13 protein-coding genes are annotated in these 12,439 nt (G+C 52.0%); 11 read left to right on the forward strand and 2 right to left on the reverse strand.

The features are described 5' to 3' along the window. Positions 1–951, forward strand: a complete 951-nt coding sequence (gene secF, locus L3K52_12610) for a protein translocase subunit SecF (GenBank protein UOG91038.1) — start codon at positions 1–3, stop codon at positions 949–951. On the opposite strand, the gene L3K52_12615 is transcribed toward secF, so the two are convergent. Then, the gene (locus L3K52_12615; GenBank protein ID UOG91039.1) at positions 948–1,325 is read right to left on the reverse strand and encodes a YchJ family protein; all 378 of its coding nucleotides are present in this window, start codon (positions 1,323–1,325) and stop codon (positions 948–950) included. The two genes, secF and L3K52_12615, sit on opposite strands and share 4 nt — an antisense overlap. A 73-nt stretch (positions 1,326–1,398) precedes the next feature. Here L3K52_12615 and L3K52_12620 point away from each other — a divergent pair, with 73 nt between their 5' ends. From L3K52_12620 to L3K52_12665, 10 genes are all read left to right on the forward strand, one after another. Then, the gene (locus L3K52_12620; GenBank protein ID UOG91040.1) at positions 1,399–2,124 is read left to right on the forward strand and encodes a class I SAM-dependent methyltransferase; all 726 of its coding nucleotides are present in this window, start codon (positions 1,399–1,401) and stop codon (positions 2,122–2,124) included. A 50-nt stretch (positions 2,125–2,174) separates the two neighbouring features. Further along, complete coding sequence (locus L3K52_12625) at positions 2,175–3,662, forward strand: leucyl aminopeptidase (protein ID UOG91041.1); 1,488 nt, start codon at positions 2,175–2,177, stop codon at positions 3,660–3,662. Beyond that, positions 3,659–4,087, forward strand: a complete 429-nt coding sequence (locus L3K52_12630) for a DNA polymerase III subunit chi (protein ID UOG91042.1) — start codon at positions 3,659–3,661, stop codon at positions 4,085–4,087. The genes L3K52_12625 and L3K52_12630 overlap by 4 nt, the downstream gene beginning before the upstream one ends. Positions 4,088–4,102: 15 nt before the next feature. Then, the gene (locus L3K52_12635) at positions 4,103–4,441 is read left to right on the forward strand and encodes a hypothetical protein (GenBank protein UOG91043.1); all 339 of its coding nucleotides are present in this window, start codon (positions 4,103–4,105) and stop codon (positions 4,439–4,441) included. Positions 4,442–4,540: 99 nt separating this feature from the next. After that, positions 4,541–7,390, forward strand: a complete 2,850-nt coding sequence (locus L3K52_12640; GenBank protein UOG91044.1) for a valine--tRNA ligase — start codon at positions 4,541–4,543, stop codon at positions 7,388–7,390. Between the two features lie 39 nt (positions 7,391–7,429). Further along, complete coding sequence (locus L3K52_12645; GenBank protein ID UOG91045.1) at positions 7,430–7,846, forward strand: hypothetical protein; 417 nt, start codon at positions 7,430–7,432, stop codon at positions 7,844–7,846. Then, complete coding sequence (locus L3K52_12650) at positions 7,843–9,102, forward strand: ParA family protein (GenBank protein ID UOG91046.1); 1,260 nt, start codon at positions 7,843–7,845, stop codon at positions 9,100–9,102. The genes L3K52_12645 and L3K52_12650 overlap by 4 nt, the downstream gene beginning before the upstream one ends. A 347-nt stretch (positions 9,103–9,449) precedes the next feature. After that, entirely contained in the window at positions 9,450–10,550 is a 1,101-nt protein-coding gene (locus L3K52_12655; GenBank protein UOG91047.1) for a hypothetical protein, read from the forward strand. A gap of 78 nt (positions 10,551–10,628) precedes the next feature. Further along, complete coding sequence (locus L3K52_12660; GenBank protein ID UOG91048.1) at positions 10,629–10,922, forward strand: UPF0175 family protein; 294 nt, start codon at positions 10,629–10,631, stop codon at positions 10,920–10,922. A 45-nt stretch (positions 10,923–10,967) separates the two neighbouring features. Further along, a complete protein-coding gene (locus L3K52_12665) occupies positions 10,968–11,156 on the forward strand; it encodes a hypothetical protein (GenBank protein UOG91049.1) in 189 nt (62 codons plus the stop codon). Here L3K52_12665 and L3K52_12670 read toward each other — a convergent pair. Next, complete coding sequence (locus tag L3K52_12670; GenBank protein UOG91050.1) at positions 11,153–12,424, reverse strand: replication-associated recombination protein A; 1,272 nt, start codon at positions 12,422–12,424, stop codon at positions 11,153–11,155. The two genes, L3K52_12665 and L3K52_12670, sit on opposite strands and share 4 nt — an antisense overlap. Positions 12,425–12,439: the final 15 nt, after the last annotated feature.

The raw sequence follows: 12,439 nt of genomic DNA on the forward strand, positions 1-12,439 counted from the left end.
ATGTTAGAGTTTTTTCATTTCACTAAAAACATACCGTTCATGCGGTATGGCAAACTCACCACCGCGATTTCACTGGCAACATTCCTATTTGCTGTATTTGCCTTGGCTTTTTACGGCTTGAATTTGGGCGTGGATTTCACCGGCGGTACAGTGATGGAAGTGCGCTACACCGAAGCTGCGCCATTGGATGCTATCCGCGAAACCATCAAAGCCAGCGGCTATGCTGAAGCTGCTGTGCAAAACTTCGGCTCAACCCAAGACGTGCTCATCCGCTTGCCGCTGAAAGAAGGCGTTTCCAGCGCTCAAGTCAGCGAACAAATCTTGGGGGTACTCAAAGCCGCAGCGCCCGATGTGACGCTCAGCAAAGTCGATTTCGTCGGCGGGCAAGTCGGGCAGGAACTGTATGACAACGGCGGTTTGGCATTGTTGCTGGTTGCAGCGGGTATCATTATTTACCTTGCCTTTCGGTTTGAATGGCGCTTTGCGATCTCAGCGGCGGTAGCAAACTTGCACGACGTGGTGATTATCTTGGGGCTGTTCGCTTTCTTCCAATGGCAGTTCGACTTAACCGTATTGGCGGCAGTCTTGGCGGTGCTTGGCTACTCGGTCAATGAATCGGTCGTTGTATTTGACCGGATTCGTGAAAATATCCGGGTGATGCGCGATGAGACCATCCCGGACATTATCGACAGCGCGATCACAACCACCATGTCACGGACGATAATCACCCATTTATCCACGCAAACAATGGTAACGGCGATGTTGTGGTTCGGTGGCGAAGCCTTGCATAACTTCGCCTTGGCACTGACTATCGGGATTATGTTCGGGATTTACTCATCGGTATTGGTCGCCGCGCCGCTGCTGTTGCTGTTTGGCTTGAAGCGCGAACACATGATCCCGCAGGAAAGCGAAAAGATGGCAGGCATGAACGCCGACGGTTCGATCGTTTAATACTCCCCGTTCACGTAAAACCACTTCCCACTCTCTTTCACAAACCGGCTCGTTTCATGCAACGTGCCGGTTTGCTCCCCTTCGCGGTAACGCGCAATGAATTCCACTGTGCCGCTATCATCCGGTTCCTCGCCCTGCTCGGTACGCACGATCTCCAACCCCAACCAATCCAGCGGCGGTAATTGCAGCAAAGTCTTTTTATTCGGACGTGTGCTGCTGTGCCAACTGCGGTGCAAGTACGCGCCATTACGCAGCACATAAGCACTGTAACGCGAGCGCATTAGCGTTTCCGCTGTGGGTGCGACTTTGCCCTCATGATACGGGCGGCAGCACTGGTTATAAGTTTGTTCCAAACCACACGGGCAGTTATTCATTGGTGCTCCTGTTTTATTGTCAGCGGGGTGTATGCCACAATACGTTCTTCAATCATTGTCACATTATTTTATCATGCTTATGCAACTCCAGAATCCCACTGCGGCGGCCATCCGTTGCAACGAACTCGATTTAATCGCCCAGCACTTAACATTAGACAATGCCACCGTGCTGGAACTTGGTTGCGGCAAAGCACAAATGACACGCCGCATCGCGGAACGCTTCCCCACTGCGCAAATCATTGCCACCGAAGTCGACCAAATCCAACACGCCCGCAATGTCGCGCAACAACAAGACAACATCACCTTCAAATTGGGCGGCGCACAAGCCATCGACGCACCCGATAACAGCATTGACATCGTATTCATGTTCAAATCGCTGCACCACGTTCCCCCCGCGCTAATGGCACAATCCCTGCAAGAAATTGCGCGAGTGCTCAAGTCGGGCGGCACGGCCTGGATTTCCGAACCTGTGTATGCGGGTGAATTCAACGAAATCTTGCGCCTATTCCATGACGAAAAAGTGGTACGCGAATTGGCCTTCCAAGCCGTAAATAATGCGGTAGCCGCCGGTACTTTGGAACTGGTGGAACAAATCTTCTGCCACACCGAATCACGTTTTGCCGATTTCAACGAATTCGACGAGCGCATTATTCAAGTGACGCACACCAACCATCAATTGGATGACGCGCTGTATCAAACCGTGAAAGCCCGTTTCAACGCGCATGTGGGCGCAGGTGGCGCAGCATTTGAGAACCCCGCCCGTTTTGATGTGTTGCGTAAGCCTTATTGTACTTTATAAAACGTCGTGTACACTGGCAAAAACGGTAAAAATCAACATAAGGACAACATATGAACTACCATTTTGACTCTTCCGCCAATGCCGCTGAACTGCACACCGATTGCGTCGTGGTAGGTGTTTACAAACACGCCAAACTCTCGGCAGCGGCGGCACAAATTGATGCTGCCAGCGCGGGCGCGATCAGCCAACACTTGGATTTCGGCGACTTTACCGGCGATAAAAACCGCACCAGTATGCTTTACAACCTGCCCGGCGTCACCGCTAAACGGGTGCTGCTAATCGGCATGGGCGAAAAAGACAAACTCACGCTGGAAACCTTAACCCTGATGACGCAAGCAGCGGTTAACCTGCTCAAAACCGCCAAAGTGAACAATGCTGTATCATTCCTGACAGACGAAATTGCCAGCGAATACATTGAAGCCGCCGTGCGCCAATCGGTCATCGCGGTGGCGGATACGCTGTACACCTTCAACACTTACAAAAGCAAAAAAGACGATGCGCCGCGCACCGCGTTAGAAAGTTGGACAGTTGCGCACACGATTGCCGGTGAATTCACCAACCCGCTGTTGCAAGGCAATGCGATTGCCGAAGGAATGTGCGTCAGCCGTGACCTTGCCAATAGCCCAGGTAATGTTTGCACCCCCACGTATCTGGCTGATATTGCGCAAGAACTGGCGAATTCCTCCAATAAAGTCGACATCAATATCCTCGAAGAAGCCGATATGGAAGCCCTCGGCATGGGTTCATTCCTTTCCGTCTCCAAGGGCAGCGCCGAAGACGGCAAAATGATCATCCTGCAATACCACGGCGGTAATTCGGGCGATGCGCCGTTTGTGCTTGTCGGCAAAGGCATTACTTTTGACACTGGCGGCATTTCGCTCAAGCCCGGCAATGCGATGGATGAAATGAAATTCGACATGAGCGGGGCTGCCAGCGTGATCGGCACATTGACCGCGTGTGTCGCCATGCAATTGCCCATGAACGTGATTGGCGTGATTGCCGCCGCCGAAAATATGCCCGGCAGTAAAGCCAGCAAACCCGGCGACATTGTTACCAGTATGTCGGGCAAAACCATTGAAATCCTCAACACCGATGCCGAAGGTCGCTTGGTGCTGTGCGATGCACTGACTTATGTGGAACGCTTTAACCCGGTTGCCGTGGTCGACATTGCGACACTGACCGGCGCGTGCATTACCGCTCTGGGCTACCATATCAGCGGTCTACTGAGCAATAACGAGGCACTCGCCGACGAAGTGCTCGCGGCGGGCAAACAAGCCAATGACGAAGCGTGGCGCTTGCCGATGGGTGAAAAATACCACGATCAGCTCAAAAGCAACTTCGCCGATCTTGCCAATATCGGTGGGCCACCGGGCGGCACGATTACTGCCGCGTGCTTTTTGTCACGCTTCACCGAAAGCTACCCTTGGGCGCATCTCGACATTGCCGGAACTGCGTGGAAAAGCGGCGCAGCCAAAGGCGCAACGGGTCGCCCTGTTCCCCTGCTGTGTCAATTGCTGATTAATCGCGCCAAAGCATGACCAAAATAGATTTTTACGTCGGAAAAACCAACAGCTTGCAGGCGCGGTTATTACTCGCCTGCAAGGTGGTCATGAAAGCGCATCAGCAACAATTGCACACCTACATTCACACCGATGCGCCGACGACCAGCAGCAAATTGGATGAATTGTTGTGGACGTTTAACGAACTCGCCTTCATTCCCCACGCACTTGCGCCCACAAAAGACCAAAACGTGCGCATTTTAATCGGTCACGACCATGAACCGATGGAAAATTGCGGGCTGCTCATTAACCTTTCCAATGAAATACCCACTTTTTTCTCACGTTTTGAGCGTTTAGCCGAAATGTTAGATCAAGAAGAAGCGGTACTACACGCTGGTCGTAAACGCTACCAGTTTTACCGTGACCGGGGCTATAATCTGGATTACCATCAACTTAAGATTTAATAACTCGGAATAATGATGCGCGAAGACTTCGATAAAACCATTCGTATTCCCGTCGTTACTGATCTGGTACGCGCAGGCGACGCCGCGATTGTCGAGCAAGTGAAAAACCCTTACGCCCGCCAGCAACGCCGTCAGGTATTTGAGCAACGCCTTAAAGAACGCATTGACGAACTCAAATCCGCTACCGGACAAGACGAATATTCGGGTTTAGCACGGGCGCACGCCATCCGCTCAGAAGGCCATCAACAAGCAGCAACACAAGCCAACGGCTCCCGCATCGACCCTTCGGTGGAAAAACACATTGATAAAGCCCGTGACGACCTCATCCGCGAGCTTTCCACTTTGTTGAAATAAGACCCTCACCCCCCAACCCCCTCTCCCGCCAAGCGGTAGAGGGGGAGTAAGAAACCCGCTATAATGCCGCTCTTTTCCGACTTCAAAAAGCAGCGGCACATGGACAAGACCTACCAACCTCAAGACATCGAACAACGCTGGTATCAGCACTGGGAACAAAGCGGCTATTTCGCCCCCAAAGGCGAGGGCAAGCCGTATTGCATCATGATCCCGCCGCCGAACGTCACCGGCACACTGCACATGGGGCACGGTTTCAACCAGATGGTGATCGACACCCTGATCCGCTACCACCGCATGAAGGGCGACAAAACCCTCTACCAACCCGGCACTGACCACGCAGGCATCGCCACGCAAATGGTGGTCGAACGCCAATTGCTGGCGCAAGGTGTAACCCGCCACGATCTGGGGCGTGAAGCTTTCCTCGAAAAAGTCTGGGAGTGGAAAGGGCAATCTGGCGATACCATCAACCGCCAATTGCGCCGTTTGGGGACGACTCCTGACTGGTCACGCGAACGCTTTACGATGGACGAAGGCTTGTCGGAAGCGGTGCGCGAAGTGTTTGTGCGCCTGCATGAAGAAGGCTTGATCTATCGCGGCAAACGCTTGGTGAACTGGGATACCGTGCTGCACACCGCCGTTTCCGACCTTGAAGTTGTGTCCGAAGAAGAAAACGGCAATATGTGGCACTTCCGCTACCCGCTGGCGGATGCGGCGGGCAATGCCACCGACGAATTCCTGATCGTTGCCACTACGCGCCCGGAAACCATGCTGGGTGACTCCGCCGTGGCGGTGAACCCGAAAGACGAGCGTTACCAGCATTTGATTGGCAAAAACGTGGTGCTGCCGCTGGTGGGACGCTTGATTCCGGTGGTCGGCGACGATTACGCTGACCCGGAAAAAGGCACGGGTTGTGTGAAGATTACCCCGGCGCACGATTTCAACGACTATCAGGTGGGCAAGCGTCATAACCTGCCGCTGATCAATATTTTCACTGTTGATGCCTGCCTCAATGAGGTTGCACCAGCACAATACCAAGGCTTGGAGCGTTACGCTGCCCGCAAACAGATGGTGGCGGACATGGATGCGCTCGGCTTGCTGGATAAAATCGAAGACCACAAGCTGATGGTTCCGCGTGGCGACCGTTCCGGCACGGTGATTGAGCCGTACCTGACCGATCAGTGGTACGTGGATTTGACCCGCGAAACGCTGGATGACGGGCGACCCGGCGGCAAAACTGCGATTGCACAACCGGCGATTGACGTGGTGGCGAGCGGCGAAGTGCGCTTCATTCCGGGCAACTGGGTGAACACCTACAACCACTGGATGAACAACCTCGACGACTGGTGCATTTCGCGCCAATTGTGGTGGGGGCATCGTATTCCGGCATGGTATGACGACGCGGGCAATGTCTACGTGGCGCGTTCCGAAGATGAGGTGCGCAGCAAATACAGCCTGCCTGCCGACTTCGCGTTGCGTCAGGACGAGGACGTGCTCGATACGTGGTTCTCCTCCGCACTGTGGCCGTTTTCGACGCTCGGCTGGCCGAATGTGGACGACGAAGCCCTGAAAGCCTTCTACCCCACGCAGATGTTGATGACTGGCTTTGACATCATCTTCTTCTGGGTGGCGCGGATGATCATGTTCGGCAAGAAATTCATGGGCGACGTGCCGTTCCGCGACGTGTACATCCACGGGCTGGTGAAGGATGCGGACGGGCAGAAAATGTCCAAATCCAAGGGCAACGTGCTTGACCCGCTCGACATTATCGACGGCATCGACCTCGAAGCACTGGTTGCCAAGCGCACCAGCGGCATGATGCAGCCGCAACTCGCCGCCAAAATCGACAAAGCCACCCGCAAGCAATTCCCCGACGGCATTACCCCGCACGGCACGGATGCGCTGCGCATGACGTTTGCCTCGTTCGCCACCGCTGGACGCGACATCCGTTTCGACATGCAACGGCTGGAAGGCTACCGCAATTTCTGCAACAAGCTGTGGAACGCGGCGCGTTACGTGCTGATGCAGTGCGACGCTTCGGCTACGCTCAGCGACCGTTCCCTGAGCGAAGCCGAAGGGAACACGGAGACAGTGGAATTGTCGGCGGCGGATCGCTGGATCATTTCCTTGCTGCAACAGACCGAGGCGGAAGTCGCCGACCACATCGACAACTACCGCTTCGACCTTGCCGCCAAAGCGATGTACGAATTTGCGTGGCACGAATACTGCGACTGGTATCTGGAGCTGACCAAGCCGATTTTGGGCAAAGCCAACGACAACCAAGCCGCCAAACGTGGCACGCGCCGTACCTTGGTGCGCGTGCTGGAAGCGGCGTTGCGCCTGATGCACCCGATCATGCCGTTCATCACCGAAGAAATCTGGCAGAACATCAAAGGCTTGGCGGGCGTATCCGGCGATTCCATCATGCTGCAACCCTACCCCGTCGCCGACACTGCGCTGATTGATCAGGCAGCACTGGCGGAAATCGAATGGGTGAAAGCTTTCATCATGGGCATCCGCCGCATCCGCTCCGAAATGGACATCAAGCCGGGGCAAGTGCTGGATGTGCTGCTGCAAAACTGGAGCGACACCGACAAGGCACTGTTCACCACCAGCGAAGCGTTTGCGCGGACGCTGGCGAAAGTCGGCAACGTGACGTGGCTGGAAGCCGGGGCGGATGCGCCGGAATCGGCTACGGCGCTGGTCGGCGAGATGCAAATCCTCATCCCGCTGGCGGGGCTGATCGACAAGGACGCGGAAATTGCGCGTCTGAGCAAGGAAATCGAGAAGCTGCAAAAGAACCTCGGCGGGCTGGAAGGTCGGCTGAATAATCCGGCGTTTGCGGACAAAGCTCCGGCAGCAGTGCTGGAACAGACGCGCAAGCAGGCGGATGAGCAGCGGGCAGCGTTGGGACAGTTGGTGGGGCAGTTGGAGAAGATAAGGGCGTTGTGATCAGAATCATGCTATATACGACGAATGTAGGAACAAGTGATGCAAGCTGATTATTTGGATGCACATAAACGACATTGGAACGATGCAGAATATTTGTTTAAAAACCAACGCTGGGCGAATGCTGACCATTTGTACGGTATATCGGCGGAATGTGGATTAAAACGGTTAATGTTGGCATTTGGTATGCATGTCGATGCTGACGGAAGCCCGGCAAGGCACGTGGACAGAAAACATGCCAATGGAGTTTGGCAACGTTTTGAAAGCTATCGCAGCGGTCATCAGAATGGGGGCAAGTATAATTTACCAAATACTAACTTTTTCGATGATTGGGATGTTTCTCAGCGTTATGCAAACCAGAGTCATTTTAATGAGACAAGTACAAAAGAGCGCCGTACTAGTGCTAACCAAGTGTATAACTTGATTAAGCAAGCAGATATGAATGGAGACTTAAAATGATAACATTCGATCAAATTCTCCCTGTAGTAACATCCACACTAAGGGAGCACCAAGATATAACCAACTCCGTGGGATGGCTATTAGTTAACCGTGATCTGAATGGTCGGATACGACTGATCATTCCAGAATCCATAGAATCAAATTTCGTACTAAAAGATCAGGTGGATAAACTAGCTTTTATACTTGCAGAAAGGCTTCCTCCTCATGCTTATCCTGCCGATGTAATGATTTTGTATGAGGAAAACATGGATTTTGCTTGCCGAGGTGCTGCAACTTTCCTGCTCGAAGGCTTCAGCAACGTGTGGCTGACGGACCGCTTAGCAACCGAAAGCAATTGGACAAAAATCGCCCCTGAAACTCAAGGTGCACGGCGTGTCGTCTTTTTTTCAATTAAGGGAGGGGTGGGACGTTCCACAGCCTTAGCTTCTACCGCGTGGGCATTAGCGCAAGCTGGTAAGCGTGTCCTTATATTTGACCTTGATTTGGAATCACCAGGTCTTTCATCGGCACTATTGCCACCAGAACGCCAGCCAAAATATGGCATTAGCGATTGGTTGGTAGAGGATTTAGTGGAAAATTCCGACACTATATTTGAATCTATGGTTGCTACAAGTGGGTTATCTCACGACGGTGAAATTTACGTGATACCTGCTCATGGTATTGAGCCGGGTGAATACGTATCCAAGCTTGGACGTGTATGGATGCCAAAGATCAGACCAGACGGCACCCGAGAAGATTGGTCTGCACGGTTACAACGCTTGATTAATACAATGGAGACACGATTCAAGCCCGATGTCATTTTGCTTGATGCCCGTGCTGGCATTGATGAAGTGGCATCCAGTTGCATTACAGATATGGGGGCTAACCTAATATTGCTCTTCGCGTTGGAAAGTAGTCAAACGTGGACAGGCTACCGTATCCTGCTTAAATACTGGTTACAGGCAGGTGTTGCTTTGGATATACGCGAGCGATTACAAATCGTAGCAGCACTAACACCAGAAATTGACCGAATTTCTTATTTTGAAAGTTTACGTGACAATGCTTACAACATTTTTGCTGAATCACTTTATGATGAAATTGCTCCCGGAGATACCGCAGTTGAATGCTGGCACTCCGAACCTCTTGATAGCTCAGCACCACATTACCCTTGGGAGATACGTTGGCATCGTAGTTTAGCTGGATTACGATCTTTGCATGGGCGGCTTAATACGATTGATAGTCAAGAAGTCCATAGTATCTTTGCGCACTTTAATTGAGGGAATAGAAGGAGTTTTAGGTATGGGACATACTAATGTCTAATGTTACTGTTTTGCGAGAAGCTATTTTGGCAGCCTCACTGGAAACAAGTAGTTATGGCGAAGGCACAAAATGGGAACACTATGTATTCCTCCATCACATTTAAAAGCTTTGCGTTTAGATGCTCATGTGGTCGTTGGAGGTCGTGGAGTAGGCAAATCTTTTTGGACAGCAGCCCTACTTTCAGAAAAATCTACGTCCTGTTATTGGATCAGCCCTACCAGAACTAGAAGGTATTGATGTTCAGATCGGCTTTGGCAATCGTGAAAATATAGAGCATTACCCAAATGCTGACAGTTTTGCTTCAATGCTTAATAAAAATATCGAAGCTTACGATATATGGCGCTCCACTATTTTGCGTTGGGTGGCCAAAAATAATGGAATCACAATTCCTCAAGACACATGGGAACATACAGTAACTTGGTTAAAACAAGAACCAGAAAAGGCAGCTCACCTAATGCAATTGCAGCGTACTTGGCGTGGGTTGATTGTTTTCGATGCGTTAGACCGAACGAGTAATGACTGGCAACAAATGGATGACATAGTACGAGGTTTACTACGTACCATTTTATGGCTAAAATCTTTTCCAAATCTCTATGCTAAGGTTTTCTTGCGTGAAGACCAAGCTGAACGAACAGTATTCAACTTTCCTGATGCTTCCAAGCTCATTGCCACCAAATTGGAATTAACTTGGGCTAGACATGATCTTCATGGACTATTGTGGCAACGCCTAATTAATGCTCCTAGACAATCTGGTGATTATATGCGCGAGCTATGCGAATCTGTCACTATTTCACGCTTAATCGCAAAAAATGCTGTTTGGTATCCACCTGATGAAATGAAGCGGGAAAGCGAAACTCAGCGTCAAGCCTTTGAAAAACTTGCAGGTCCTTGGATGGGCAAGGATAAACGGAGAGGTGTCCCTTACACTTGGTCTGTCAGCCATTTAGCAGATGGACGTGGGCAAACTTCACCGCGCTCATTTCTGGCCGCTATACGCCAAGCGGCTGAGGACTCCAATGAACGATACCCCCAATATGAATATGTACTGCACTATGAAAGTATCAAACGTGGTATTCAACAAGCATCTGAGATTCGGGTATCCGAGGTGGCTGAAGATTACCCTTGGGTCAGGGACGTGCTGTCAAGTTTGAAAGGCATGAATGTCCCTTGTGAATATGAGGCTATCGTATCGTGTTGGCGAGACGCATTTCCTGAAGGCCCCCAAAGAATCCACACCAACAGATTACCGGCTCAACATGTCGAACGCGGCTGGGATGGCATTCGTGATGACCTACAACGTTTGGGACTGATTGAGACAAAAAAGGATGGGCGCATTGACATGCCTGATCTCTATCGCGTAGGTTTCGGTTTAGGTCGAAGAGGCGGTATCAAACCTCGAAACTAAAGTTCCCATACTACCCTCACATAAACTAGCACGACTGGTAAGCTGTCGCCATCCCTATTGAAACGCTCTGGGGCGAACATGCTACGCTTACCTCATTGCTTCATGCTGGAACACACCATGCAAATCACGTTAGACATTCCTGATCAACACCTTATCGACCAATCCCCCGAAGAATTCGGCAAACGCATCAAATTGTATGCCGCGCTGATGATGTTCCAAGAGGGAAGTTTGTCGGCGGGTGCTGCATCCGAGTTTGCAGGTGTTGACCGTTTTACCTTCATCGCCGAATGCCAGCAGCACAACATCCCACTGGTTGATTTCGCACCGGAAGAGCTGGATGCGGAACTGGAAGATTTACGACGAATACAGTAATGTGAGGAAAATCGTTACTGTACCCACTCCACAAGAGCAACAGCCATGTACACCTTATACAAACTCAATCCGGCTGACTTGAACGAAAACTTCCTGCAAGCCTTGCAACTGCTTTTCAGCGGAAAAACCATTGAAGTCTCTGTACGTGAAGTGGATGCTGCCAATGAATCTACCGATATATGGCAAGCTATCCAGCGTTTCCGCCAGAGCATGAACCCGACGGATTACCCTTAACCCCCGCTTGACCGAGACCGCCGCAACCCCGCCAACTTCTCCCGAATCTTAATCTCCAGCCCGCGCTCGACCGGCTCATAATAACGCCGCCCTTTCATCTCATCCGGGAAATAGTTTTCCCCCGCCACATACGCATCCTGCTCATCGTGGGCATAGCGGTAATCTTTGCCATAATCCAGCGCCTTCATCAACTTGGTCGGCGCATTACGCAAATGCAGCGGCACATCCAGCGAACCCGACTGTTGCGCATCCGCCCGCGCCAGTTTGTAAGCCGCGTACACCGCATTGCTTTTCGGCGCACACGCCAAATACACCACCGCTTGCGCCAGCATCAACTCCCCTTCCGGGCTGCCTAAACGCTCGTAAGCGTCCCACGCATTCAGTGCCAACTGCAAACTGCGCGGGTCGGCATTGCCAATATCCTCACTCGCCATGCGCACCACCCGCCGCGCAATGTACAAAGGGTCACAACCGCCATCCAACATCCGACACAACCAATACAACGCCGCATCGGGGTCAGTGCCGCGCACCGACTTGTGCAAAGCTGAAATCTGCTCGTAAAACAAATCACCGCCCTTATCAAAACGCCGCAACGATTCCGCCACCACTTCCTGCACAGTAGCAGCCGTAATCCGCGCCCCCTCAGGCGTGTCTTCCGCCAAATCTGCCGCAATTTCCAACCAATTCAACGCCCGTCGTGCATCGCCATCGGCAGCAGCAGCTAATGCCTCCAACACTCCTTCACTGGCTTGCACGTGCAGCGCCCCCAAACCTTTGTCACCGTCCTGCAACGCACGTTGCAACACCCGCTGAATATCATCCGGCAACAGGGAACGCAACACGTAAGTACGCACCCGCGACAACAGCGCATTATTCAATTCAAAGGAAGGATTTTCGGTGGTTGCGCCAATAAACAATAACGTGCCATCTTCAATATGCGGCAAAAACGCATCTTGCTGCGCTTTATTGAAACGGTGAACTTCATCCACAAACAACACCGTGGCACGCCCGAATTGCGCCCGGTTTTGCCGTGCCACCTCAACCGCCGCACGAATCTCCTTCACCCCTGCCAATACCGCTGACAAGGTAAGAAATTCTGCATTCCAATAATGGGTGATTAAGCGTGCGAGTGTGGTTTTGCCGGTTCCGGGAGGCCCCCAGAACAGCATCGAGTGTGGGCGGGATTCTTCGATGGCTCGCCGCAGCGGTTTGCCAACGGCAAGCAAGTGAAGCTGCCCGGCGTACTCATCGAGCGTCGCCGGGCGCATTCGTTCAGCTAAGGG

Origin of the sequence: Candidatus Thiothrix sulfatifontis, from assembly GCA_022828425.1 — a bacterium.
In the GTDB taxonomy this organism is placed as follows: Bacteria; Pseudomonadota; Gammaproteobacteria; order Thiotrichales; family Thiotrichaceae; genus Thiothrix; species Thiothrix sulfatifontis.